The sequence below is a fragment of the Rhodopseudomonas palustris genome, from assembly GCF_003031265.1.
GTDB lineage: Bacteria > Pseudomonadota > Alphaproteobacteria > Rhizobiales > Xanthobacteraceae > Rhodopseudomonas > Rhodopseudomonas palustris_H.
Genome location: NZ_CP019966.1, coordinates 3,880,793 through 3,907,125 on the forward strand (window position 1 = coordinate 3,880,793; position 26,333 = coordinate 3,907,125).

20 protein-coding genes and 1 other RNA gene are annotated in these 26,333 nt (G+C 66.9%); 3 read left to right on the forward strand and 18 right to left on the reverse strand.

Annotated features, from left to right (window positions below; translation table 11 throughout):
- Position 1: 1 nt before the first annotated feature.
- From RPPS3_RS18090 to RPPS3_RS18120, 7 genes are all read right to left on the reverse strand, one after another.
- Positions 2–910, reverse strand: a complete 909-nt coding sequence (locus tag RPPS3_RS18090) for an outer membrane protein assembly factor BamD (RefSeq protein ID WP_164573044.1) — start codon at positions 908–910, stop codon at positions 2–4.
- 226 nt (positions 911–1,136) lie between these two features.
- Positions 1,137–2,099: a UDP-3-O-acyl-N-acetylglucosamine deacetylase gene (gene lpxC / locus RPPS3_RS18095; protein WP_107345299.1), complete on the reverse strand. Its 963-nt coding sequence runs from the start codon at positions 2,097–2,099 to the stop codon at positions 1,137–1,139.
- A gap of 346 nt (positions 2,100–2,445) precedes the next feature.
- Complete coding sequence (gene ftsZ / locus RPPS3_RS18100) at positions 2,446–4,224, reverse strand: cell division protein FtsZ (RefSeq protein WP_107345300.1); 1,779 nt, start codon at positions 4,222–4,224, stop codon at positions 2,446–2,448.
- A gap of 93 nt (positions 4,225–4,317) precedes the next feature.
- Complete coding sequence (gene ftsA / locus RPPS3_RS18105) at positions 4,318–5,640, reverse strand: cell division protein FtsA (protein WP_107345301.1); 1,323 nt, start codon at positions 5,638–5,640, stop codon at positions 4,318–4,320.
- Entirely contained in the window at positions 5,637–6,626 is a 990-nt protein-coding gene (locus RPPS3_RS18110; RefSeq protein WP_107345302.1) for a cell division protein FtsQ/DivIB, read from the reverse strand. The genes ftsA and RPPS3_RS18110 overlap by 4 nt, the downstream gene beginning before the upstream one ends.
- A gap of 317 nt (positions 6,627–6,943) precedes the next feature.
- On the reverse strand, positions 6,944–7,933 hold the full coding sequence (locus RPPS3_RS18115) for a D-alanine--D-alanine ligase family protein (protein WP_107345303.1): 990 nt from the start codon (positions 7,931–7,933) through the stop codon (positions 6,944–6,946).
- A gap of 109 nt (positions 7,934–8,042) precedes the next feature.
- Positions 8,043–9,371, reverse strand: coding sequence for a glycosyltransferase family 87 protein (locus RPPS3_RS18120; protein WP_107345304.1), 1,329 nt, complete (start codon positions 9,369–9,371; stop codon positions 8,043–8,045).
- Between the two features lie 228 nt (positions 9,372–9,599).
- Here RPPS3_RS18120 and RPPS3_RS18125 point away from each other — a divergent pair, with 228 nt between their 5' ends.
- A complete protein-coding gene (locus tag RPPS3_RS18125) occupies positions 9,600–10,421 on the forward strand; it encodes a DUF4239 domain-containing protein (RefSeq protein ID WP_107345305.1) in 822 nt (273 codons plus the stop codon).
- Between the two features lie 58 nt (positions 10,422–10,479).
- On the opposite strand, the gene murB is transcribed toward RPPS3_RS18125, so the two are convergent.
- From murB to rsmH, 11 genes are all read right to left on the reverse strand, one after another.
- Entirely contained in the window at positions 10,480–11,409 is a 930-nt protein-coding gene (gene murB, locus RPPS3_RS18130; RefSeq protein WP_107345306.1) for a UDP-N-acetylmuramate dehydrogenase, read from the reverse strand.
- 85 nt (positions 11,410–11,494) lie between these two features.
- Complete coding sequence (gene murC / locus RPPS3_RS18135) at positions 11,495–12,898, reverse strand: UDP-N-acetylmuramate--L-alanine ligase (RefSeq protein ID WP_012496964.1); 1,404 nt, start codon at positions 12,896–12,898, stop codon at positions 11,495–11,497.
- A 136-nt stretch (positions 12,899–13,034) separates the two neighbouring features.
- A complete protein-coding gene (murG, locus tag RPPS3_RS18140; protein WP_107345307.1) occupies positions 13,035–14,135 on the reverse strand; it encodes an undecaprenyldiphospho-muramoylpentapeptide beta-N-acetylglucosaminyltransferase in 1,101 nt (366 codons plus the stop codon).
- 4 nt (positions 14,136–14,139) lie between these two features.
- Entirely contained in the window at positions 14,140–15,282 is a 1,143-nt protein-coding gene (gene ftsW, locus RPPS3_RS18145) for a putative lipid II flippase FtsW (protein ID WP_107345308.1), read from the reverse strand.
- Between the two features lie 261 nt (positions 15,283–15,543).
- The gene (gene murD / locus RPPS3_RS18150; protein WP_107345309.1) at positions 15,544–16,953 is read right to left on the reverse strand and encodes a UDP-N-acetylmuramoyl-L-alanine--D-glutamate ligase; all 1,410 of its coding nucleotides are present in this window, start codon (positions 16,951–16,953) and stop codon (positions 15,544–15,546) included.
- A gap of 151 nt (positions 16,954–17,104) precedes the next feature.
- On the reverse strand, positions 17,105–18,190 hold the full coding sequence (gene mraY, locus RPPS3_RS18155) for a phospho-N-acetylmuramoyl-pentapeptide-transferase (RefSeq protein ID WP_107345310.1): 1,086 nt from the start codon (positions 18,188–18,190) through the stop codon (positions 17,105–17,107).
- A gap of 10 nt (positions 18,191–18,200) precedes the next feature.
- Entirely contained in the window at positions 18,201–19,640 is a 1,440-nt protein-coding gene (locus RPPS3_RS18160) for a UDP-N-acetylmuramoylalanyl-D-glutamyl-2,6-diaminopimelate--D-alanyl-D-alanine ligase (RefSeq protein WP_107345311.1), read from the reverse strand.
- Positions 19,637–21,094, reverse strand: coding sequence for a UDP-N-acetylmuramoyl-L-alanyl-D-glutamate--2,6-diaminopimelate ligase (locus RPPS3_RS18165; protein ID WP_107345312.1), 1,458 nt, complete (start codon positions 21,092–21,094; stop codon positions 19,637–19,639). Before RPPS3_RS18165 ends, RPPS3_RS18160 begins: the two co-directional genes overlap by 4 nt.
- 112 nt (positions 21,095–21,206) lie before the next feature.
- Positions 21,207–22,961 (reverse strand): peptidoglycan D,D-transpeptidase FtsI family protein, encoded by a 1,755-nt coding sequence (locus RPPS3_RS18170; RefSeq protein WP_107345313.1) that lies wholly within the window; start codon positions 22,959–22,961, stop codon positions 21,207–21,209.
- Positions 22,958–23,338, reverse strand: coding sequence for a cell division protein FtsL (gene ftsL / locus RPPS3_RS18175; RefSeq protein WP_199851840.1), 381 nt, complete (start codon positions 23,336–23,338; stop codon positions 22,958–22,960). Before ftsL ends, RPPS3_RS18170 begins: the two co-directional genes overlap by 4 nt.
- Positions 23,338–24,336 carry a 16S rRNA (cytosine(1402)-N(4))-methyltransferase RsmH gene (gene rsmH / locus RPPS3_RS18180; protein WP_107346675.1) on the reverse strand — a complete coding sequence of 333 codons (999 nt, stop codon included), beginning with the start codon at positions 24,334–24,336 and terminating at the stop codon, positions 23,338–23,340. The genes ftsL and rsmH overlap by 1 nt, the downstream gene beginning before the upstream one ends.
- A 499-nt stretch (positions 24,337–24,835) precedes the next feature.
- Here rsmH and RPPS3_RS18185 point away from each other — a divergent pair, with 499 nt between their 5' ends.
- Positions 24,836–25,702, forward strand: coding sequence for an N-acetylmuramoyl-L-alanine amidase (locus tag RPPS3_RS18185; RefSeq protein WP_107346676.1), 867 nt, complete (start codon positions 24,836–24,838; stop codon positions 25,700–25,702).
- 62 nt (positions 25,703–25,764) lie between these two features.
- An RNA gene (rnpB, locus tag RPPS3_RS18190) (RNase P RNA component class A) lies at positions 25,765–26,247 on the forward strand.
- The last annotated feature ends 86 nt before the right edge of the window (positions 26,248–26,333 follow it).

Here is a 26,333-nt window from a genome sequence, read left to right on the forward strand (position 1 = left end):
CCTATCCGAGACCGAGCTTTTTGAAGGACTTGCTGATCCAGGAGCCCTTGTTCTCGGTGGGTTCGAGTCCCCCCGACTTTACAAGATTGTAGGCGTCTTTGTACCAGCGGCTGTCAGGAAAGTTGTGGCCAAGCACGGCGGCGGCGGTCTGCGCCTCGCCGACGATGCCGATCGCCATATAGGCCTCGGTCAGACGCGCCAGCGCCTCTTCGACGTGGCGGGTGGTCTGATAGCGCGTCACCACGGTCTTGAACCGGTTGATCGCCGCGGCGTAGTCGCGCTTGCTCATGTAATAGCGGCCGATATCCATCTCCTTGCCGGCGAGCTGGTCGCGGGCGCCTTCCAGCTTCTGCTTGGCGCTGTTGGCATATTCGGAGGTCGGATATTTGCGGATCACCTCTTCGAGCGCGGCGATCGCCTTTTCGGTGCGGCCCTGGTCGCGCGAGATGTCCGGGATCTGGTCGTAATTCGACGCCGCGATCAGGTACTGCGCATAGGCGGCGTCCGAGCTGCCGGGGTGCAGCGTGACGTAGCGGGTGGCGGCGCCGATGCAGCTGTCGTAGTCGCCGGCCTGATAGTACGCGTAGGCGGACATCAACAGCGACTTGCGCGCCCAATCCGAATACGGGTGCTGGCGGTCGACTTCTTCGAACTTCTTGGCGGCGCCCTTGGTGTCCTTGTCCTGATTCATCAGGTACAAGCCCTCGTTGTAGAGCTTGTCCGCCGGCTCATCGACCATCTTGTCGTCTTTGGCCAGGAACTTGTCCCACAACGCGCCGGTGCCGCAGCCGCCGAGCGGAAGCGACAGAGCCAGCAGGCTGAAGATCATCGGCAGCCCGCGCCGCAGGCGATCGCCCCTGCGAGAAGTCTCTCCGTTCCGCAGTCCGAGCGCGATCCGCTGTGCCGACATCAATTCCAACCCGACAAATGGAGAACGGTGCCCCGGCAATCGACCAGACCGCTGTGGCCTGAGCCATCGACCTGCGCCGGAAAGCGTGGAGTCAACCGCCGGCTGTTTAGCCGAAAAAGGTGACTTCACCAACCGGGTACGCAGCTAATTCGCCGGGAATAAGGCGGCCGGCCCAATCAGTTAACAGGCCGCAAGATGTGGAAAATCGCCTGACGCGCTGTTGCGGTCAGGACACGTCCGGACCGTAGGCCGGAGCCACCATGCCGCCGACCAGGCCGGTGACGGCTTCGGCGTGGCCGCGCACGGCGCGACGCGCCGGCTCGGCTTCGATCACGCGCCAGGCGCTGCGATCGGCCAACAGAGTGGTCAGAACGGTGTGGTTGAGCTTGTGGCCGCCACGCACCGAGCGATAGGCGCCGAGGATCGGCAGGCCGGCGAGCGCGAGGTCGCCGATCGCGTCCAGCGCCTTGTGGCGCGCGCATTCGTCGGAGTAGCGCAGGCCTTCCGGGTTGAGCAGACGGTCGTCGTCGAACACCACCGAGTTCTCGAACGAGGCGCCGAGCGCGTAACCCATCTTCCACAGCCGGGCGACGTCGTTCATGCGGCCGAAGGTGCGGGCGCGCGCGACTTCGCGGCGGAAGATCTCCGGCTCGACCGCGAGCGCATATTTCTGCTTGCCGATCTGCGGATTGGAAAAGTCGATTTCGACTTCGACGCGGAAGCCGGCGGCGTAGGGCCGGAATTCGCCGAAGGATTCGCCGATCGCGGCGGAGACCGGCTTCAGGATCTGAAGGTATTTGCGGGGAGCGGCCTGCTCGCGGAGGCCGGCCTGGTCGATGGCCGCGACGAACGGGGCGGCGCTGCCGTCCATGATCGGAACTTCGGGGCCGTCGACTTCGATCGTGGCGTTGTCGATGCCCATGCCGCGCAGCGCGGAGAGAATGTGTTCGGCGGTGGAGACCAGCGGACCGTCGCTGTCGCCGAGGACGGTGGCCAGCTCGGTGGCGACCACCGACTTGGATGTCGCCTTGATCTCGCGATCGGCGCCATCAAGTCCGGTCCGGACAAAAAGAAAACCCGCATCGATATCTGCGGGTCCCAACGTCAGAGTCACAGGACGGCCCGAATGAACACCTACGCCCGTCACCGTGGCTTGCGAACGCAGCGTGGTTTGCCGGCTGAACTTCATAAATAAAGTGTCCCACTGACGCAGTGCGGAGATCGTTCCGGTCCTGTCGGCCGGGCGACTCGCTCTAGGCGTCCCCAAGTCCGTATTGACCATAGCACTGCCCCAAATCGCGCCAACTCACGCTTTTTTACGGATTGTTACCCCAAACCCGCCGCATTACCGCCGCCTGTCGATCGAATTCGACATCAATCGTGATCGGCGCGATTTCGTTTCAGTTCCGCCTAAAGTCGTAAACTCACGATTTTTCAGTGACTTAGATTCTGAAGGCCGGAATACCGGCTTGCCACAAAAAAGGGCCCCGGCGGATCGCCGAGGCCCTGAGCTTGGTCAGATTTCAGACATTGTTTCAGGTCGCCTGTCGCCGGAGAAAGGCGGGGATATCCAGATGGTCGTCGCCCTGTGGCGCGGGGGCCACAGGCGCCGGGCGGCCGTGCATGTCGAGACCCTGGGGAGCCGGACGCTTGGCGTACTCGGACACCGGCTCCTTACCCATCTGATCGGCGACGCTGCGCTGCGGCCGGCGCTCCGGCAGCGGCGGCATCTGCGGACCGCCATTGCGGGCGACCTGCGGCGCTTCAGCCGGCTCGTCGTCGCGGCGGCCGAGGCCGTTGGCGAGGCGCTGCAGCAGCGACAGCCGATTCTTCTGCGGATGATCCTCTTCGCCATCGCCGCGGGCCTGGCGGATTTCGTTCTGGGCCGGCACCGGCAGTTCGTCGAAGCGCGGCATCCGCGGCGGGCGCATCGCGGCACGGTCGGCGGCCGGCGGCACGAAGGCTTCCGGCGCCAGCGGCTCTTCGGACACGGCGCGCGACTGTTCCGGATCCGGGAACAGCGACGGCTTCTGCGGGATCGGGCGGACCGTGACGTCGCCATAGGACGCCGGCTGCACCGGGGCTTCCTGCGGCATCGGCTCGTTGCCGACGGCGGCGGCGATCGCGGCGAGCGCGGCGCGCTCGACATTGGCGGCCTGGCGCGGAGACGAGTCGACGACAGCGGCGGCCGGAGCAGCGGCGGCCTGGGCGGCGCGCATCGCAGCAGCTTCGGCAATCCGCTGATTGTCGGCCCGCAGCTTGGCTGTCAGCTCAGCCAAGCGGCTATCGTTTCCCACCGCACTCGCGGCGGCGGCCGCCGCCGGGGTGCCGGCATTGCGCGACAGCTGCGCCTGCTCGATGCCGGTGGCGACCACCGACACGCGGATGATGCCATCGAGGCTCTCGTCGAAGGTGGCGCCGACGATGATGTTGGCGTCCTGATCGACTTCCTCGCGGATGCGGGTGGCGGCTTCGTCGACTTCGAACAGCGTCAGGTCCTTGCCGCCGGTGATCGAGATCAAGAGGCCGCGGGCGCCCTTCATCGAGGAATCGTCGATCAGCGGATTGGCGATCGCGGCTTCGGCGGCGGTCAGCGCGCGCTTCTCGCCGGTGGCTTCGCCGGTGCCCATCATCGCCTTGCCCATCTCGCGCATCACGGCGCGGACGTCGGCGAAGTCGAGGTTGATCAGGCCTTCCTTGACCATCAGGTCGGTGATGCAGGCGACGCCCGAATACAGCACCTGGTCGGCCATCGCGAACGCGTCGGCGAAGGTGGTCTTCTCGTTGGCCACCCGGAACAGGTTCTGGTTCGGGATGATCAGCAGGGTGTCGACGACTTTATGCAGCTCGGTGATGCCGGTCTCGGCGGTGCGCATCCGGCGCGCGCCTTCGAAGTGGAACGGCTTGGTCACCACACCGACAGTCAGTATACCCATCTCGCGCGCGGCTTTGGCGATCACCGGCGCGGCGCCGGTGCCGGTGCCGCCGCCCATGCCGGCGGTGACGAAAACCATGTTCGCGCCCGAGAGGTGGTCGCGGATTTCGTCGATGACTTCCTGCGCGGCGGCCGAGCCGACGTCCGGCTGCGAGCCGGCGCCGAGACCCTGGGTGACCTGAGTGCCCATCTGGATCAGCCGCTGGGCCTTCGACATCGTCAACGCCTGCGCGTCGGTGTTGGCGACCACAAAGTCCACGCCATCCAGTCCGGCCGTGATCATGTTGTTGACCGCGTTGCCGCCGGCGCCACCGACGCCGAACACGGTGATCCGGGGCCGCAGCTCGCGAATATCCGGGACATTGAGATTGATGGTCATGGTTGCCTCTCGATTACGCGCGCGTTGGTTCGTGAAGTCCCCGGCAAATGGCCTGGGCAATCTGTGAAAGCGGAAGGGGGCGGAAAAGAGTCATCAGAAGCCCTCGCGCAGCCAGCGGCCGACTTTGCCGAAGTAACCGGCATGGGCGTCGGCCCGGATGTGGCGGGTGTGGCGAGGTTCGATGTGCTCGAGGTGAGCGAACTGCGGATAGACCAAAAGACCGGTCGGCACCGCGAACGAGCCGCTCTTGGCTTCGTTCGGCAGACGGCCGACGCCGAGCGGACGGCCGACACGGACCGAGCGGCCGAGAATCCGCGTGGCGAGCTCGGGCACGCCGGTGAGCTGCGACGCACCGCCGCTCAGCACCACACGCGCCCGGGGCTCTGCCGCAAACGGCGACTCCGCCAGCCGGTCCCTGACCATCTCAAAAATCTCCTCGGCCCGATGCCGGATGATGTTCGCGATCGTGGCGCGGGAGATCACTTGCGGGCTATCCCGCTCGTCCCCGGCGGCCGGGATCGACATCAACTCGCGCGCATCGGAACCGCCAGTTAGCACCGTGCCATATAACGTCTTGATTCGCTCGGCATCCGCAATGCACGCACCGAGTCCACGGGCGAGATCCATCGTGATGTGATGCCCGCCGACCGCAAATCCGCTGGCATGGACGAAGCGACCGCCGGAATAGATCGCGATCGTCGTGGTACCAGCCCCCATTTCGATCAGCGCGGCGCCGAGATCGACCTCGTCGTCGGTCAGCATCGACAGCCCGGCGACATACGGGCTCGCCGCCATCGCTTCGACGTTGAGGTGGCAGCGTTCGACCGCGAGCATCAGGTTCTTGGCGACGGTGGCGTCGGTGGTGACGACGTTCATGTCGACGCCGAACTGACGCGCCACCATGCCGCGCGGATCTCGGATGCCCTTGACGCCGTCGAGCGTGTAGCCGACCGGCAGCGCGTGCAGCACAGCGCGGCCGATGCCGGTAGCGTGGTGCATGCCGGTCGAGGTGACGCGGCTGATGTCTTCGGCGGTGACGGCGCCGCCCTTGATGTCGGAGGTGGCTTCGATCAGCTGGCCCTGCAGCCGGCCGGCGGAGACCGACAGCAGCACCGACTCCACCCGCACCTTGGCCATCCGCTCGGCCAGCGCCACGGCGTGGCGGATCGCCTTCTCGCATTCGGCCATGTCGACGACCGCGCCCGCCTTGACGCCACGCGACTGGATCTGGCTGTAGCCGACGAGTTCGATCGAATGGGTGCGGCCGCGCAGCGCCTCTTGCGGCGGGCACGGCTTCAGCCGCGCGATCATGCAGGCGATCTTGCTGGTGCCGATATCGAGCGATGCCACCATCGCGGTGCGATGCGGCGCAATCGGCCGTGTCTTCGGCGTTTGGGTACGATCGAAGACGGTCACGCGTCACCAGCCTTCTTTTTGGACTTCTTGTCCTTGCTGAACAGCTCTTCGCGCGCCTTGAAGGCGGCGTCCGACAGCCGCACCGTCAGACGGTCCGGCAGCCGCATATCGATCGCAGTGATGTCGCGCGAGAACAGCTTGTCGTCCTGATCGAGCTGGCTGAGCATCGTCAGCGCGTTGCCGACGTCGTGCTCGGGCATGCGAATGACGAGACCGCTGGTGAGCCAGACGTTCCAGCGCCGTTCGCCGACCAGGGCGACGGCGCGGGTCTGCGACCACACCTGCGGATAGCGCTTCAACAGCGCGATGAAATCCTTGGCTCGTTCGCCGGCGCCCTTCCCGACCACCAGCGGCAGCGACAGGAAGCGGCGCGCCACATATGGCTCGAGCACCGCGCCGTCATCGGCGATCACCGACATATGTCCGTCGAGCTGCCAACGCGCGAATGCGGTGCGCTCGACGATGTCGATCTGCAATTCGCCCGGATAGAACTTCAGCACGGTGGCGTCGGCGATCCACGGGTTCGCCTTCAGCTTGTCGCGCACCGCGGCAGCATCGAGAAACAGCAGCGACGACCGGCCGGTGATGCCACCGATCGCCAGGATCTCGTCCTGGGTGAGCTGCTTGCGGCCGGCGATTGCGACCTGCTTGATGCGGAAGCCAGCGAGATTGGCGGCGCCGTTGCGGGTGTCGTCCAGTGCCTGAACGAACTCGTCGACATGACCGCCCTTGACGATGCCCATGCCGGCACTGCCCAGCAGGATCAGCGCGGTGAAGGCGACGCCGACGCGGCGCGGCAGCCAGCGCTCCAGCACGGCGATCACACCGCGCGACGGCTCGGGACGCACCAAACGTTGCGGCCGCGCCTGCTTCTTGCGCGAACGGCGTTCGCGCAGCAGCGCAGCCACCGCGTGGGCGACCGCCTTCAGGTCAGACTGAAGCCTCGACAGTCTTGACGACCGGGCGAGGCGCCCTCCACCGTCCATTGCAAAAGCTCGTTACACGTTGCGCCCGCGCCTACTCCGGGCAATGGCGCAGGTGACGTCTCGGTGGTTCCGGACCAGCCCTGCGGGCCGGACCGTCTGCCAGAAATGCAAACCGAAACGGATAAAGAGCTCCGCCCGGCTTACGCCACGACAGCCGAGCGCCAGGATGCGCCGCCAGCGTTAACCTTCGGCCCTCCTGGTAAACAAATCGTAAAGCAGGCCTGCTCAGACCCGAATTTGTTGCGTCCGGAGAAGGATTTGCGGCGAAAACGCGACTTTCCGCCAAGGCCTCCGGATGGAACCCGGAGGCGTCCCGGTCAGCTCCGCACGGTGCGCTCGGCCAGCGCGATCTGTCCGTTAAGGAAGTCGACGAAGGGGATTCCCAGCGCGTTCAACGCCTTGGGATAGAGCGAGGCCTTGGTCAGCCCGGGCAGCGTGTTGGTCTCCAGGAAGATCGGGCCATCCTTGCCCACGATGAAGTCGGAGCGCGAGTAGCCGCGGCACGACATCACCCGGTGCGCCCGCACGGCATAGTCCATGATGGCCGCCGCAATCTCGGGAGCGAACCGGCCGGGGCAGATCTCCTGGGTCGATTTGGCAAGATATTTCGCCGTGTAGTCGAAGCCGCCGTCGGCCGGCACGATCTCGATCGGCGGCAGCGCCCGCAGCGAGCCGTCTTCGGCTTCGAGCACGCCGCAGGTGGCCTCGACGCCGGCGACGAACGGCTCGATCAGATAATCCTCGGTCTTGGCAGCATGGCGCACCGCGACCAGATCCTGCTTGGCGTTGACGAAGAACAGCCCATAGCTCGAGCCGTCGCAGGCCGGCTTGGCGATCAGCCGGCCGTAGGTTTCGAGCGCCGCCTCGGCATCGGCGAGCGCGATCCCGCTCACGGTACGGACACCGGCGATCGACGCGAAGTGCTTGGCGGCGACCTTGTCGAACGCCAGGTGCGACGCCGCCGAACCCGAGCCGGTGAACGGCACGCGCCGCAGTTCGCACATCGCCTGCAACTCGCCGTTCTCGGCGGCGCCGCCGTGCAGGCCCAGCACCAGCAGCCGCTGGTCGGCAGCGGCGCGGTCGAGCGCGGTTTCGAGCGGACCGACGTCCTCGCCGTCCGGCACGAACGCCTCTTCGAACGGCCGGGCATGCGCCAGCAACGCTTGCGCCGAAACGGCATGGACACGGTCGTCGTCGTTCCAGAACCACAGATCGGCGCCCGGCAACGCGCTGTGCAGCGCCTGCGCCGAGGCGACCGACACCAGCCGCTCTTTGCTGGTGCCGCCGAACAGAATGGTATGTCGCATCGGTCGATCCGCCGCGCGGTCCCTGTTGAAGTCGAAGAAAAGCTGCTGCGTCCCGCGGACCCGGCGCGCGGCGTCATTTTGCCGATTTGGCCGATTCGGAGAAGCGGCGTTACGGCGGCGCGGCTGCGCGCCGCAGGGAGGCGAAGCCCCACAGCAGCAGCACGACCAGCGCCGGCGTGGTCAAGCCGACCACCCGCAGCGGCTGCCACACTCCGCCTTCGGTCGCGATCATGCCGAGCCACATCACGCCCGACCAGGCGATCAGCGCCGGCACCAGGCACACCCGCCCTCGCCGCCGCCAGACTTCGAGCTGCACCAACGCGACCAAGGGCGCGGCAAACGCCACGTAGTTCGGCTGCGACACCGACAGCATCACCGGCAGCGCCGCACAGAGCAGCGCGCCGCCGATCAGCAGCGACGGACCGAGCGGCGGCTGCGGGCCATTCAGCCGCCAGAACTGGCCATGGCCGAGCCACACCAGCGCCCCGATCACCACCGCATCGAACGCAAGCTGGCCGATGGTGGCGAAGCGCGGCAGGGTGTCGGTCTCGGGCAGACCGCCGGCGGCGATCCGCGCCAGCATGGCGCCGATGCTGAGCATGTCGTAGGACGTGAAGGTGATCTCGTCGGCGATCTTCGGATTGGGCACACCGGTGAAGATGCCGCTGAGATGCTCGGTCCACATCGCGCCGTACAGCTTCACCACTTCGGCCGGTCCGAGACACAGCGTCGGCACCACGAACAGAAACACCGCGCTGAAGCCGAAAGTGGCGAGCACGGTGCGGAGATCGCGGCGCAGCACCGGGAAGATCAGCAGCGCCAGCGGAAACAGCTTGATGGTGAAACCGAGCGCCAGCGCACAGGCCGCAAGGTAGATCCGGCCCCGCAAGTACAGCACAAGGAATGCCACCATGGTCAGCAGCACCACGGCGCTCGGCTGGCCGCGGCCGAGTCCGTCGCCGAAGAACGGCAGCAGCGCCACCACCGGCCCGAGCCGCAGCAGCCACCACGCGCTCCAGCCGGTTTGATCGAGTGACGGCGGCAGCGCACGTTCGAGCCCCCGCGCCCACAGATCGACGGCGGCCAGCATCGCAAGGGCACTGAAGACGTACCAAGTCGCGACCGACAGCGGCAACGGCAGCGCCCACTCCGGTTTGGGGAAGCCGTCGAGCGGATGGGCGAACGGTCCCATCAGCAGCGCGAAGGTCGGTGGGTAGTGATAGGTCCAGCCGTGATGATCGGCGACTTCATACAGCGGATAGCCGGTCCACACCGCCCACGCCGCACGGAAGAACACCTGCACGTCGCCGAAGCCCTGCACCGCAGAGCGCTTCACCACGACAGGCAGATAGATGCACAGCGCCGCTGCGACAGTGGCGATCAGCACGATCTCGTACCAGCGAAGCTGTCGCAGGCGCGGCGCAAATTGCGAATGCAAGGCAGGATGTCTCCTCAGCCGTCGCTGAGCACATGGCCGCAGCGGTCTGGCGGAACCGTGGCACTAGACCAGCATACGTGCAGGGCAGCCAAAACCCTCGCGCGCCGCCCGTGGACGATGGCGGCGAAAACCGCCAAAGTCGGACACGTTTGCAGGTGTTGCACCGTGATTCCGGCGGTCCCGCGTCGGTGCAGTTTCGCGCCGTTGCGGGGAAACAAAGAGAAACAGATGATCCGAGATTGGCTCGACCTTCCGCCGTTTGGAACCTTTGCGACGCTGGCGCTGCTGTACTACGGCGTCGCCGCCGTGCTGATCGTGGTGGTGTTCGTCTCGCCGCTGCGCGGACCGATCGCGCGATTGCAGGGCGTGGTGGCGCCGTTCTTCTCGTCGGTCGCAGTGCTGTTCGGATTGCTGACCGGCTTCCTCGGCTACGATGTCGCCGAACGCAATCGACAGGCGTCGCGCGCGGTGCAGACCGAGGCCGGCGAACTGCAGAACGTCTATACGCTCAGCGTTGCCTCGGTGTCGGACATGCAAGCCATCCGCGTCGCGTTGAAAGCCTATGTGGCGTCGGTGCTCAAGGACGAATGGCCGACGGTGAACGGTTTCGCCGCGCCGCGTACCAGCCTCGCCTACGATCAGATGCTGACTGAAATCAGCTCACCGGCGATCACCCGCGATTCCGGCGCGGCGGTGCATGTGGCGCTGCTCAGCTCCGCGGTGCGGGCCGGCACCTCACGCAATACCCGGATCAGCCTGTCGATCGATCGCACCAGCGACCTGAAGTGGATCTCCGTACTGCTCCTCGGCGTGATCACCCAAATCGCGATCGCGCTGGTGCATCTCGATAAGCCGCGTGCGATGTCGGCGGCGCTTTCGGTCTTCGCCACCGGCGCGATCGTCGCACTCGGGCTGATCGCGCTGCAGGAAGATCCATTCAGCGGCGTGTTCCAGGTGTCGGCAATCCCGCTCAAGCACGTGCTGTCGCTGCCGGATACGCCCGAACTACCTCCCAACGCGACGCCAGCTCCCTCACCTCAAAAACCATGAGGTGCGGCACTCGCGTCGCTTTGCAATTCTGCTGAGTTGATCGCGTGCGGCAGCCGGCTCAGCCCCCTTCGGGCGCGACGCCGATCCGCTTGATTTCCCACTGCAGCTCGACGCCGGACTGCGCCTTGACGCGGGTGCGCACGGTCTCGCCGAGCGTCTCGATATCGGCGGCGGTGGCCTCGCCGGTGTTGATCAGGAAATTGCAGTGCATCTCCGACACCTGCGCGCCGCCGATTCTGAGGCCGCGGCAGCCCGCAGCATCGATCAGGCGCCACGCGCTCTGGCCGGGCGGATTCTTGAAGGTCGAGCCGCCGGTCTTCTCGCGGATCGGCTGCGCCAGCTCGCGATGCGCCTGCACTTCGTTCATCTTGGCGCGGATGTGATCCGGCGTCGCCGGCGTGCCGCGCAGCCGCGCAGAGGTGAAGATCAGCGCCGGATCAGCACCGCTGTGGCGATACGAGAACTGCATCGCGGCGTTGTCAAACAGTTTGCGCGTGCCGCTGCGATCATACGCGGTGGCATCGATCAGCACGTCCTTGGTCTCGCGGCCGTTGGCGCCTGCGTTCATCCGCAGCGCGCCGCCGATCGAGCCGGGAATGCCGTAGTAGAATTCCAGTCCGCCGAGCTGAGCAGCGGCTGCGGTTTCGGCCACACGCTTGTCGAGCGCGGCGGCCCCGGCATGGACCACTTCGCCCTCGACGCGATGCTCGCCGAAGCCGCGCGGCGACAGCCGGATCGCAACCCCCGGCAGCCCGCCGTCACGCACGATCAGGTTGGAGCCGAGCCCGAGGCACATCACCGGAATCTCGGCCGGCAGCCGTGACAGGAAGTAACCGAGATCATCCTCGTCGGCCGGCGTGAACAGCACCTGCGCCGGCCCGCCGACACGAAACCAGGTCAGCGGCGCCAGCGGCTCGTTGCCGAGCAGCCGCCCGCGCAGCTCCGGCATCGCGGCTTTCAGGTCGGGCGTGAGATCGGGAAAACTCATACGCTTACGGCCAAACACGTGGATGGCCGGGACGCGCCCGGCCATGACGGGACGAGAACCCTTGCGGCAGCGGTCCGCTGCTCCATCAACCCAGCGCCTTCAATTCGCCGGGCAGTGCGTAGGCCCATTGGGTGATGTTGCCCGCCCCTAAGCAGACGACGTAGTCGCCGCTGTGGGCGAGGCCGGCGACGACGCCAGCAAGCGACGCAGAATCCTGCAGCGCGACGACATCGCGGTGGCCGTGGGCGCGCAGGCCGAGCACGAAGTGATCGCGGTCGATGCCTTCGATCGGCGCCTCGCCGGCCGGATAGACGTCGGCGACGATCACGGCGTCCGCATCGTTGAAGCAGGTGCAGAATTCTTCGAACAGTGATTGCAGCCGGCTGAACCGATGCGGCTGCACCACGGCAATGACCTTGCCCGAGGTCGACTGCCGCGCCGCCTTCAGCACCGCGGCGATCTCGACCGGATGGTGGCCGTAATCGTCGATGATAGTGACGCCGTTCCATTCGCCGGTCTTGGTGAAGCGACGGCGCACGCCGCCGAACGCCGCGAGCGCCTTGCGGATGGTGTCATCGGACAGGCCGAGCTCGTGCGCCACGGCGATCGCAGCGGTGGCGTTGAGCGCGTTGTGGCGGCCCGGCATTGGCAGCTTGAGATCGGCGATCTCGTGCGCGGTGCCTGCCTTGCGATCGCGGAATGCGACTTTGAAGGTCGAGCCGCCGCCGCTGGCCGCGAGATCGAGCAGCCGCGCGTCCGCCTGCGGGTTCTCGCCGTACGTGATGATGCGGCGGTCTTCGATCTTGCCGACCAGCGTCTGCACCACCGGATGATCGATGCACATCACCGCGAAGCCGTAGAACGGCACGTTCTCGACGAAATTGCGGAAGGCGTCCTGCACCGCGTCGAAGGTCTTGAAGTGATCGAGATGCTCGGGATCGACGTTGGTGACGATCGCGACATCGGCCGGCAACTTGAGGAAGGTGCCGTCGCTCTCGTCGGCTTCGACCACCATCCAGTCGCCGCCGCCGAGCCGCGCATTGGTGCCGTAGGCGTTGATGATGCCGCCGTTGATCACGGTCGGATCGAGATCGCCGGCGTCGAGCAATGCTGCCACCATCGAGGTGGTGGTGGTCTTGCCGTGGGTGCCGGCGATGGCGACGCAGCTCTTCAGCCGCATCAGCTCCGCCAGCATCTCGGCGCGGCGCACCACCGGAATCCGCTGCGCGCGCGCCGCGAGCAGTTCGGGGTTGTCGCGCTTGATCGCGGTCGACACCACCAGCACGTCGGCGCCCTTGATGTTGTCGGCCTGGTGGCCGACGTGGATCTGGATGCCCTTTTCGCGCAGCCGATTGACGTTGGCGCTTTCCGACGCGTCGGAGCCCTGCACGGTGTAGCCGAGATTGCACAGTACCTCGGCGATGCCGCTCATGCCGATACCGCCGATCCCGACGAAGTGGATGGGTCCGATATGGCGCGGCAATCTCATGGGGAGGGTCTCTATCGTTGCTGGTCGTGCCCGGATGGTCACGGGCATTTCCGATTCAGGGTCACTTCATGCAAGACGGGGATGGCCGGGACAAGTCCGGCAAATGCGCCCTTGCGAGGTTTTCGTCCGCCCGGCCTTAGACCTTCGCGACCCGTCCGACTACGTGGGCGAGCCGTTCGGCGGCATCCAGACGGCCAATTTGGCGCGCCGCGGCGGCCATTTGGGCCAATTTGGCCGGATCGGCGGCCAGCGCGGTGATCTCGGCCGCGAGTCGGTCCGGGGTAAAATCCGGTTGAACGATGCGCAGCGCACCGCCCGCCGCGGTCAGCACGCCGGCATTGGCGAACTGGTCCTGGTCGAGCGCACCCGGCAGCGGCACCAGGATGCCGGGCCGGCCGATCGCCGCCAGTTCGGCAACGGTGCCGGCACCGGAACGCGACACCACAAGCTGGCTCGACGCCAACCGCTGCGGCAGATCGGTGAAAAACGGCGCCAGCTCGCAGTTCAGCTGCAGACGGTCATACACCGCACGGACGCGGCCCATGTCCTCGTCGCGGACCTGCTGGGTCAGCACCAGCCGGCGCAGCAGCGCCGGATCCAGTTTCTCCAGCGCCGGCGGCACGATGTCGGCCATCACCCGGGCGCCCTGGCTGCCGCCGAACACCAGCACCCGCAGCGGACCGCCAACGGTCGGCGGGTCGTAGGCGACAGTCGCAGCGTCGGCGACGGCTGGACGGATCGGATTACCGGTATTGGCGATCTTCGCGGCGAGCGCCGGCCAGGCGGTCTCATGGCCGGGAAAACCGGTGGCGATGGCGTCGACCCGCGGCGCCAGAAAGCGATTGGCGCGGCCCATCACCGCGTTCTGCTCGTGGATCAGCGTCGGCACTCGGCGCCAGGTCGCAGCGAGCAGCGGCGGCAGCGTCGGATAGCCGCCAAACCCGACCACCGCAGCCGGCTTGAGCCGCCCGATCAAATTGAAGGCGAGCAGCGCACCGGAGCCGAGCTTCAGCGCGGTCTTCGCCAGCGCCCACGGCGTCCGGCCGCGCACCGTCTCGCTCGGCACCACGTCGGTCATCTCGGCGGTGAACAGCCCGCTGTAGCGGGTGGCGCGATGGTCGGTGATCAGGCGGACGCGGTATCCACGCTGGATCAGCACCACGCCGAGCGCTTCGGCCGGAAACAGGTGGCCGCCGGTGCCGCCGGCGGCGAGCAGGATCAGGGGAGCGTCGGTCATGGCCTCACGCGTAGCTTCCCGCCGCCTCGATCGCATTGACTTCGGTCTTGGGCCGCTGCCGCGTCAGCGCCAGCATCATGCCGACGCCGTAGGCCAGCGACACCATCGACGAGCCGCCATAGGAGATGAACGGCAGCGTCATGCCCTTGGCGGGGATCAGTTGCAGATTCACCGCCATGTTGATCGCGGCCTGCACGCCGAACAGGATCGCCAGCCCCGAGGCGGCGAACCGCGAAAACAGATCCTCGCTGCGATAGGCGCGCGACAGCGTGCGCAGCACGATGAAGGCGAACAGCGCGAGCAGCGCGAGGCACAGCACGATGCCGAACTCTTCGGCAGCGACCGCATAGACGAAGTCGGTGTGGCTATCCGGCAGGCTGCGCTTGGCGATGCCTTCGCCGGGGCCGAGGCCGAGCCAGCCGCCATTGCTGAACGCTTCGCTCGCCATGTCGACCTGGAAGGTGTCGCCGGAGGCCGGATTCATGAACCGCTTGATACGGCCGGCGACGTGCGGAACGAACAGATAGGCGGTGAATAGTCCGCCCGCGGCGGCGCCGGCGAGACCGAATACCCAAACGATCCGCATGCCGGCGATGAAGAACAGCGCGCCCCACACCATCAGCACCAGCATGGTCTGGCCGAAGTCCGGCTCCATCACCAGCAGCGACACCAGGGACAGCAGCAGCATCATCGCCATCGACGTCGCGGGCATCTCCGGCCGCCGCGCCGCTTCCGAGAACAGCCAGGCGGCCAGGATCACGAACGACGGCTTGGCAATTTCGGAGGCCTGGATGTTGATACCGACCAGCGTGATCCAGCGCCGCGCGCCCTTCACTTCCGGCCCGAACAGCAGCGTCGCCACGATCAGCCCGATCGCCAGCACGAACACGATCAGCGCCGAACGCCGGATCTGTCGCGGCGACAGGAACGACACCCCGATCAGCACGATCAGCGACGGCGCCAGGAACAGAACGTGGCGGTTGAAGAAGTGGAACGGATCGAGCCCGATCCGGGTCGCGACCGGCGGCGACGCCGCCAGCGACAGGATCACGCCCGCCAGCATCAGCGCGATCAGCGCCACCAGCAGCACGCGGTCGACGGTCCACCACCATTCGCTGAACGGGGTGCGTTGGTCACGGGAGATCATCGGCGATCCTGGGCAAAGAGGTCGCCCATTGGTGCGCCCACGTGGTTGCCAAGGGGTTAATGCGATGGCGCGGAATCGAGGATGTGAACGGCTGCCCCGCCCTATCCCACACTCCGCTTTCATCCCCCTCCACGGTCATCCCCGCAAAGGCGGGGATCCAGTATCCCAGAGCCTATCTCTTCAGTCGAAACGCCCTGGAATACTGGGTCGCCCGCCTGCGCGGGCGATGACGGGCGTGAGTTTGGCGGCGCAGCGCCGGCCTCACACCGCCGCAACACCCTCCAAAGCTGTCACCAGTTCGCGGAACCTGGTGCCGCGGAGCTCGAAATTGCGGAACTGGTCGAACGAGGCGCAGGCCGGCGACAGCAACACGACCGGCTCGGCCAGTCCCGATGCTGCGGCATCGCGCGCGGCGGCGGGGACCGCAACTTCCAGGGTTTCGCTGATCTCGTACGGCACCCGGCCTTCCAGTGTGGCGGCGAATTCCTGCGCGGCCTGGCCGATGAGGTAGGCCTTGCGGATACGCGGGAAATACTCGGCCAGGCTCTCGATGCCGCCCGTCTTCGGCTTGCCGCCGGCGATCCAGAAGATCTCGCCGAATGACGACAGCGCCTTCGCAGCCGCATCGGCATTGGTGGCCTTGGAGTCGTTGACGAACAGCGTCGTCCCCTTCTCGCCAATCTGGCGGCCGACCTGCTCCATCCGGTGTGCGAGGCCCGGGAAACTGCGCAGGCCCTGCTGCAGCACCTGCGGCGAGACGCCGAGCGCCAGAACCGCGGCTGCAGCGGCCGCGGCGTTTTGCGCATTATGCAGCCCGCGCAGCGAGCCGATTCCACCGAGCTTGGCGACTTCGGTAGAATTGCCGCCGTCGATGCGGCGAATCGTTTCCAGATCGGCTGTGATGCCAGACGTCACTGGCCCCTGCACCGACATCCGCACCACGCGCTTGCCGGCGCGTTCGATCCGGTCCGCCGCGGCGCGGCCGAACTCATCGTCGACGCCGATGATCGACGTGCCGCCGTCCTGCACGCCGGAGACCAGCCGCTCCTTCACCGCAGCGTAGTGCTCGATGGTGCCATGGCGGTCGATGTGATCCTCGGTGACGTTGAGCAGAATGCCGACGGTCGGATCGAGCGATGGCGTCAGGTCGATCTGATACGACGACATCTCGATCACATGGACGCGGCCGTCCTTCGGCGGCTCCAGCGACAGGATCGCGGTGCCGATATTGCCGCCGAGCTGGGTGTCCCAGCCGGCCTCGCGCAGCAGATGCGCGATCAGCGCCGTGGTGGTCGACTTGCCGTTGGTGCCGGTGATCGCGACGAACGGAGCGCGCGGCGCATGCGCCTTGCGCTCGCGGCAGAACAGTTCGACGTCGCCGATCACTTCGACGCCGGCCTCCTGCGCCTTCAGCACCGTCCAATGCGGCGCCGGATGGGTCAGCGGCACGCCGGGCGTCAGCACAAGTGCGGCAAAATTCGTCCACGGCAGATTGCGCAGATCCGCGGTGATAAAGCCGGCCTGCGCCGCCTCGACCATGCGGTCGAGATTGTCGTCGCACGCGATCACTTCGGCGCCGCCAGCCTTCAGCGCATGGCAGCTCGCCAGCCCCGACCCGCCGAGCCCAAACACCGCGACCGACTGACCGGCGAAAGAGGTGACGGGGATCATGCTGACGCTCCGACTACAAGGACGACCTCATCCTGAGGAGCGCGCGCCAGCGCGCGTCTCGAAGGATGATTATTTGGCACATCCTTCGAGACGCGGCCCTGCGGACCGCTCCTCAGGATGAGGCTGTGCCTGCTCGATCGCATTAACAACGTCACCGCAGCTTCAGCGTCGACAGGCCGGCGAGCGCCAGCATCACGGCGATGATCCAGAACCGGATCACGATCTGCGGCTCGGTCCAGCCCTTCTGTTCGAAGTGGTGGTGGATCGGCGCCATCTTGAACACGCGCTTGCCGGTGAGCTTGAACGAGGCGACCTGCACGATCACCGACACCGCTTCGAGCACGAACAGGCCGCCGATCACCGCCAGCACGATCTCGTGCTTCACCGCGACCGCGATCGAGCCGAGCATGCCGCCGAGCGCCAGCGAGCCGGTGTCGCCCATGAAGATCGAGGCCGGCGGTGCGTTGAACCACAGGAAGCCGAGGCCGGCGCCGAGCAGCGCGCCGCACAACACCGCAAGTTCGCCGGTGCCGGCGACGTAGTTGATCTGCAGATATTCGGCGAACACCGCGTTGCCGGCCAGATACGAGATCAAGCCGAAGCTCGCCGCAGCGATCATCACCGGCACGATCGCGAGGCCGTCGAGGCCGTCGGTCAGGTTCACCGCGTTGCCGGCGCCGACCACCACGAAGGCGCCGAACACGATGAACGCCCAGCCGAGATTGAGCATCACTTCCTTGAAGAACGGAATCACCAGCGAGCTCGACAGCGGCGCGCGCCCGAGCCACACCAGCGCGAAACACGCCGCGCCCGCGATGGTGAATTCGATCAGCAGACGGGTGCGGCCGGAGATGCCGGCGTGGGTCTGCTTGGTCACCTTCATGTAGTCATCGTAGAAGCCGACGAAGCCGAAGCCGAGCGTCACCGCCAGCACGATCCAGACATAGGGATTGAGCGGATTGGCCCACAGCACGGTGCCGACCGTCAGTCCCGACAGGATCATCAGGCCGCCCATCGTCGGCGTGCCCTTCTTGGTCATCAGGTGCGATTGCGGGCCGTCGGTGCGGATCGGCTGACCCTTGCCCTGGCGCAGCCGCAGATTGTCGATGATCCATGGGCCGAACATGAACACGAACAGCGCCCCGGTCACCATCGCGCCGCCGGTGCGGAAAGTGATGTAGCGGAAGACGTTGAACGCCGGAAACGAGCTGGAGAGGTCGATCAGCCAATAGAGCATTCAAGCCGCCTTACACCGCAGCGTCGTCGCGTGCGGTCGTGTCGGGGAAGCGCTTCTCGAGCGCGGTGACAATGGTTTTCATGCGCGAACCGAGCGACCCCTTCACCATCACGACGTCGCCAGCTCGGATTGCGGCGACGACTTGGGATTCGAGCGCGGCCGCGTCGCCTGCATAGCCCCCTCGTTTGCCGGAGGAAAGGGCGTCCCACAAATTGCGCATCAACGGGCCGCAGCAGAACACCAGGTCGATGCAATTGGCCCGCACCGCCTCTTCGAGGCCCCGGTGCAGCTCCGGGCCGCGCGGGCCGAGTTCGAGCATGTCGCCCAGCACGGCGATCCGACGCCCCTGCCCGCTGACCTCGGCGCGGCCGAGACCGCCGAGCGCCGCCGCCATCGAGGCCGGATTGGCGTTGTAGCTCTCGTCGATCAGCGTCGCCTCGCCGGAGCCGACCGACAGCGGCTTGCGGACGCCGCGGCCGGCGGCGGGCGCAACCTGCGACAGCGCCAGCGCGGCGAGCGCGAGGTCGGCGCCGGCAAGCTCGGCGGCAGCCAGCACTGCGAGCGAATTCAGCGCCATGTGCCGGCCCGGCATGCCGAGCTTGTAGGTGACGTCGTGACCGAGAATGCTGGCATGCACGGCCGAACAGTCGGCATGCAACGCGACATCGAGCAGCCGCGCGTCGGCGGCCGGATCGGCGCCGACGGTGACGATGCGACCGACATTGGCGCGCAGCGCATTGCTGCACAGCCGGTCGAACATCGGCGTATCGCGATTCAAGACCGCGATGCCGCCCGGCTCGAGCCCGGTGAAGATCTCCGACTTGGCATCGGCGATGCCCTCGATGCCGGAGAAGAATTCGAGATGCACCGCTTCAACCGTGGTGATGATCGCGATGTGCGGCCGCACCATCTTCACCAGCGGCTCGATCTCGCCGGCGTGGTTCATGCCGATCTCGAACACCGCAAACCGGGTGTCCGCCGGGCAGCGCGCCAGCGACAACGGCACGCCCCAGTGATTGTTGAACGACGCCACCGAGGCGTGGGTCGCGCCCTGCGCGCCGAGCACGCCGCGCAGGCCTTCCTTGGTCGAGGTCTTGCCGACCGAGCCGGTCACCGCGATGACTTTGGCCGAGAGGCGCGAGCGCGCCGCGACGCCGAGCCGGCGCAGACCTTCAAGTACATCTTCAACGACGAGAAGCGGCGCGTCGGCAGCGAACTTGTCGCGCTGCGCCTTCTCCACCACCGCCAGCGCCGCGCCGGCGTTCAGTGCCGCGGCGACGAAGTCGTGGCCGTCGTGAACATCACCCTTGATGGCGAAGTACGCGTCGCCAGGCGCCAGCGTGCGGCTGTCGATCGAAATCCCGAACACGTCGCGCGGCAGCGTGCCGCTGCGCGTCGCGGCCATCGCCTCCGCCATCGCGTCGGAGGTCCAAAGCGGTTGTTTGCTCATACGGCGCTCGCTGATAGCGCCGCTTTCGCGGCGTCGTGGTCGCTGAAATGCAGCACGCGGTCGCCCACGATCTGCCCGGTTTCATGGCCTTTGCCGGCGATCAGCAGCGCATCGCCCGGCTGTAATTCGCTGATGGCAATGCGGATCGCCTCGGCGCGGTCGCCGATCTCGCGTGCGCCGGGCGCGGCCGCGAGGATGGCGGCGCGGATCGTCGCCGGATCTTCGCTGCGCGGATTGTCGTCGGTGATAATCACCACGTCGGCATTCTCGGCCGCGATCGCGCCCATCAGTGGCCGCTTGCCGGAGTCCCGATCGCCGCCGGCGCCGAACACCACCACCAGCTTGCGTTTCGCATAGGGCCGCAGCGCCTGCAGCGTCTTGGCAAGCGCATCCGGTTTGTGCGCGTAGTCGACGAACACCGGCGCGCCGTTTCGGGCGCCGACCAGATCGAGCCGGCCCGGCGCACCTTCGAGATGTTCGAGCGCGGCGAGGCTTGCGGCCGCATCGCCGCCGGTGCCGATCACCAAGCCGGCCGCGACCAGCGCGTTTTCGATCTGGAATTCGCCGACCAACGGCAGCTTGATGGTGTAGCGCCGCCCCTCATGTTCGACGTCGAGCGTCTGCGCAAAGCCTTCGACAGCGGCATCGATCAGCTTGATGCCGGCGTCGGGATCGCCATTGCGGCCGATGGTGATCAGTCGCAGGCCGCGCGCACGCGCCGCCTCGATGACTTCGGCCGAACAATCGTGATCGGCGGAGATCACCGCGGCGCCGCCATCCTGCACCAGATTGCGGAACAGCCGCAGCTTGGCGTTGAGATAGTGCGCGACGGTGGGGTGATAATCCATGTGGTCGCGCGACAGGTTGGTGAACCCGCCCGCCGCGACGCGAACGCCGTCGAGCCGGAACTGATCGAGCCCGTGCGACGAGGCTTCCAGCGCCAGATGGGTGATGCCCTCGCGCGCGATCTCGTCGAGCGAGCGATGCAACGCGATCGGGTCGGGCGTCGTCAGCGAGCCATACACGCTGCGCGTCGGGGTGACGAGACCGATAGTGCCGATGCTGGCGGAGGCATGGCCGAGCCGCTGCCAGATCTGCCGGGTGAACGCCGCGACCGAGGTCTTGCCGCTGGTGCCGGTGACCGCCGCGATCACCTCCGGCTGGCGCGGGTAGAACCGCGCCGCGGCCTGCGCCAGCGCCAGGCGCGGATTGGACAGTTGCACGAACGGCACCGCGAGGTCGCCCTCCGGCCGGTGTTCGCCGGCCACCGCCACCGCGCCGGCTGCGACCGCCGCCGCGACGAACCGCGCCCCGTCGGTCTTGGCCCCGGCGAGCGCGAAAAACAGGTCGCCCGGCTTCACCGCGCGGCTGTCGACGGCGATCCCGCCGATGGCGAGATCGGCCGCCGGCGCGGCGATGTCGGCCTCAGCGCTGAAGAGGTCGCGAAGCTTCATGGTCCTGGGGCGTCCGATTCGAGACAGATGTTCTCACGCCTGCGAGGCTTTTAACGCAAGCAGCGCGCGGCGCAAAACGGCAGGGATGGCGCCGTCGCGGCAGGCCGCGCGGCTACTGGCCGGCCCTCGATGACGCAAGAATAAGGCGGTCGGGCGGCGGCAGATCGAACCGCGGCTCGATTCCGAGCAGCGGGGCGATTCGCTCGATCACCTTGCCGCCGGTCGGCACGGCATTCCAGCCCGAGGTGATGAAGCCGTGGGTCTCCGGCAGCGCCTTCGGCTCGTCCAGCATCACCAGCACCTGATATTGCGGATTGTCCGCCGGCAGGATCGCGGTGAACGAGTTCAGCACCTGCTTCTTGGCGTAGCGGCCGTTGACCACCTTCTCCGAGGTGCCGGTCTTGCCGCCGATGTAATAGCCCTTGGCGATCTGGTCGGCGGTCTTGGCGGTGCCGACCTCCGCGTTGAGCCGCATCAGGTAGCGGATCTTGTCGCTGGTCTCGGTCTTGATCACCCGTTTGCCGAGCTTCTTGGCATCCTCTTCGGTGCGCTTCAGGAAGGTCGGCGGGATCAGATAGCCGCCATTGACCATGGCGTTGATGCCCATCACCGCCTGCAGCGGCGCGACCGCGACGCCGTGGCCGAACGAGATGGTGATGGTGTTGAGTTCGCTCCAGCGCTTCGGCACGATCGGCGACGCGCTTTCCGGCAGCTCGGTGCGCAGCCGGTCGAGCTGGCCGACCTTCTTCAAGAATGCCTTGTGGGCCTCGACGCCCATCGATAGCGCCACGCGCGCCGCGCCAACGTTCGACGAATAGGTGAACACTTCGGCCAGCGAGATGGCGCGGCCCATATTGTGCGAGTCGTGGATCTTGAACTTGCCGTAGTGCAGCGGCCCGCGTGCGTCGTACATCGAATGCAGCGTCGCCTTGCCGGCATCGAGCGCCATCGCCAGCGTCAGCGTCTTGAAGGTCGAACCCATTTCATAGACGCCGGTGGTCAGCCGGTTGATGCGGTCGGGATCGTTGGCCTCGCGCGGGTTGTTCGGATCGAAGTCCGGCAGCGACACCATCGCGACGATCTCGCCGGTCTTGACGTTGGAGACCAGACCCGACGCCGCCTTGGCGCTGTACTTCTCCTTGGCCTTGATCAGCTCGTCGCGCAGCGCGTGGGTGACGCGGACGTCGAGCGCCAGCTCGATCGGGCGCTGCATCCGGTCGGACGCGAAGCCGGCGCGGTGCAGGTCGGCAAGGCCGTTGTTGTCGAGCCATTTTTCGATGCCGGCGATGCCCTGGTTGTCGATGTTGACCAGACCGATCAGGTGGGAGACTTCGGCGGCGTTCGGATAGACGCGCTTGTTCTCACGCAGGAAGCCGATGCCGGGAATGCCGAGCTTCTTGATCTCGGCTTGCTGGCGCGGCGTGATTTCACGCTTCAACCAGACGAAGCCCTTCTTCGACGCCAGGCGCTCGCGCACTTCCTGCGTTTCGAGGTCGGGCAGCGTCGCGGTGAGCAGTTCGACCGCTTCGTCCTGATCGATCAGCCGGCGCGGCTCGCCGAACAGCGACGGCGTCTTGACGTCGGTGGCCAGCACCTGACCGTTGCGATCGACGATGTCCGGCCGCGCGGTTGCGACCGCGTCCTGCGAGCCGGTGCGGCGCGCGCCGTGGCCGTCGCCGAACACCGCGATCATCGACAGCTTGAACGCGATGATGCCGTACACCGCCGCAAACGCGATCATCGCCAGGCCGACACGGGCGCGCGCCTTGCCGTCGCGATCGACGTCCTTGCCGTAGATCAGGCTGCGGATCAGCCGTTGGCGCCATTTGACGTGGTGGCCGACGAGCGGCAGCGAAGGATCGGTCACTGGGCAGGCTCCGGAGCCGGCAGCGAGCCGGTGACGATGTCGGGATCGATCTTTTCGATCATCGATGCGATCGGATCGGGAGCGCTCGGATCGACGACGGCCGGTGGCCGCTCGGGCAGGTTCTTCAGCGAGTCGAACTGCCGCGCGCCGACCGGCTTGAGCTTGAGATGGCGGGTGGCGAGGCCCTGCAGCCGGCCCGGCGAGTCGAGTTGGGCCCATTCGGCGCGGAGCCGGGCGATCGCCTCGCGCTCCTTGCGGAGCTCGGCCTGGATCTGCAGCACCTTCTCGGTGCGCACCGTCGACTCCATCTTGATCCGGTACACATAGGCCGCTGCGAACACCAGCATGCCGATCACCAGCACGTGCACGAGCCGCATCATCGCCCGGCCCTCATCACGCTGGCGAGCGTCGGCCATCCCGGCAGATCGCCGGCGGCATGCGCAGGGGCTTCGGTGCGTTCGGCGCCGCGCAGCTTGGCGGAGCGCGCGCGCGGGTTGGCGGCGACCTCGGCGTCGCCGGCGACGATCGGCCGCTTGCTGAGCAGCGTGAAGCTCGGCGCCGCCTGCGCGACTTCCGGCAGGTGGCGCGAACCGCCGCCGGTCTTGCTGCGCTCGGTCAGGAAGGCCTTGACGATGCGGTCTTCCAGCGAATGGAACGACACCACCGCGAGCCGCCCGCCCGGCTTCAGAACGCGCTCGGCAGCGTCGAGCGCCTGGTGCAGCTCGTCGAGCTCTTCGTTGACGAAGATCCGCAGCCCCTGGAACGTTCGGGTCGCCGGATGGATCTCACCCGGCTTGGCGCGCACCACCTTGGCGACGATGTCGGCGAGCGCCTTGGTCGTCGTGATCGGCGTTTCGCTCCGCGCCGCCACGATGGCGCGGGCGACGTGGCGCGAATACCGCTCCTCGCCGAAGATGTAGATGATGTTGGCGAGATCGGTTTCGGACGCGCGCGCGACGACATCGGCCGCGCTCGGTCCATCGCGCCCCATCCGCATGTCGAGCGGCCCATCGAACCGGAACGAGAAGCCGCGTTCGGCCTGGTCGAGCTGCATCGACGACACGCCGATATCCATCACCACGCCGTCGACGGTCGCGGCGCCCCGCGCGGCGCAGACGTCGGCCAGATTGGAGAACCGGTCCTGCACCAGCGTCAGCCGGCCGCCGGACTCGGCAACCAGATCGGCGCCTCCGGCAATCGCAGTCGGATCGCGGTCGATCGCAATCACGCGGCTGCCGGCGGTCTGAAGGATCAGCCGTGTGTAGCCGCCGGCCCCGAACGTGCCGTCGACATAGATGCCGCCGTCGCGCGGCGCGAGCAGGCCGACCGCTTCAGGGCCGAGCACCGGAATATGGCGCGCGTCGGACGGCTTCATGCGATCGCCCCGGCCGCGGCAAAGCCCCGTCCGTCCCGCGTGGAGCGGAAACCGGTTCGGCTGATCGTCGGCTTGCTGCAGGGCAATCGGCCCATCGTGCCTCGCCTCGTCCCATTCCGCCGGCGGAGCGCCACGCCAGCCGACCAAGGCGACCGACGAACCCGGCTCTCCGCGTGGAATCTGATGGATTGCCATCGGCTTATGGGGCGTCACAGGAAATATTGCCGGCAATTTGACACCGGCTGTTCACCACTCAGTAACGGCGCTTACGCTTAAGAAACCGTTGACGGCTGTCCGTCTTCCCGCGCCGAGGAACGCGGCATCGCTCGCAGGCATTTTCGCTGCGCTGCAGGACGGCGAACCCGCGCTCGTCCACAGAAAATGGCAAAATCGTGAAGACAGCGCGTTGCAGGAGACCCAAGGGACTCAGATAGTAAATCGGATGTTGCAGTCGGCGTCGGTCAGCTTCGCCGTGGTCCTGCCAGTATTGAGTTATCCGATGTTGTCAGGTTCGTTAGCGTCCGCTGGTCTGGAGTCGAAACGTCGACGCGGCCTCCCTTTGCCCAAGGGCATGCTGTCTATGCAGACCTTCACGCCCGACTCGTCGATGGTGTCCGACGTGCTGCCCTCGCCGAATTACGGCGAGCGCAATAAAGCGCGCCGTCCGGACATGATCGTCCTGCACTACACCGGCATGCCCGATGTCGAAGGCGCGCTCACTCGGCTGTGCAAGGCAGGCACCGAAGTCTCGGCGCATTACGTTGTGCTCGAAGACGGCAGGATCCTGCAATGCGTCCCGGAAACCAAGCGCGCTTGGCACGCCGGCGTCGCCTCTTGGGCCGGCGAAGAAGACATCAACTCCTGCTCGATCGGCATCGAGATCATCAATCGCGGCCACGATTGGGGCTATCCCGATTATCCGCTGCGCCAGATCGCGGCGGTGATCGCGCTGTGCCGCGGCATCATCCTGCGCCGCGATGTGCCGCCGCACCGCGTCGTCGGCCATTCCGACGTGGCGCCGGCGCGCAAGAAGGATCCGGGCGAGAAGTTTCCGTGGCGGTCGCTCGCCGCCTCCGGCGTCGGCCTGTGGGTCGAACCGGCGCGGATCGTGCCAGGGCCGGCGCTGAAGCAAGGCACCGAGGGCGATGAAGTGCGGCTGATGCAGCAGGCGCTGGCCGACTATGGCTACCGCGTCCCGGTCAACGGCAGCTACGACCACGCCACCACCGACGTCGTCACCGCGTTCCAGCGTCACTTCCGCCCGGAAAAGGTCGACGGCATTGCCGACGCCTCGACGCTGGCGACGCTGCATGCGCTGCTCGACCGGCTGCCGGTCGAAGCCCGCGCCGTCGCCGCGCTCGGCTGAGCGCTTCTTCCACACCACTTGCGGCTTGACGATCGCGGCCCGAGCCCGCATGGCTTGCCGCGTCAGTCGGCTGGACGGCCGCTCCGGCAAGCGCCGAAAGGCCGCCGGGGAGGAAAGTCCGGGCTCCATCGACATACGGTGCCGGATAACGTCCGGCGGGGGCGACCCCAGGGAAAGTGCCACAGAGAACGAACCGCCCGCCTACGCCCTTCGGGGCTTCGGCGCGACAAGCTCTCAAGCCTGCCGCGCCATAGCAGCGCAAGCTGCGACGGCGGGTAAGGGTGAAAAGGTGCGGTAAGAGCGCACCGCGTCGCCGGCAACGGGGACGGCATGGTAAACCCCACCGGGAGCAAAACCGAATAGGGACGGCATCGCGGATAGTTTGCTGCTTGCAGCAATAACTCCGCAGGGCGATGTCAGGCTTGCCGTCCGGGTAGGTTGCTCGAGGCGCTGTGCAAACAGTGTCCCAGAGGAATGGCCGTCGCGTATCGCCTCCGCAAGGAAGCGGTGCCCTCCAGAACCCGGCTTACAGGCCGGCTGATACTTCTAAGAATGAAGGGCTCGGCGGAAACGTCGGGCCCTTCGCCATTTGATGCTTCGGCGCCCGCAACGTCATTGCGAGCGAAGCGAA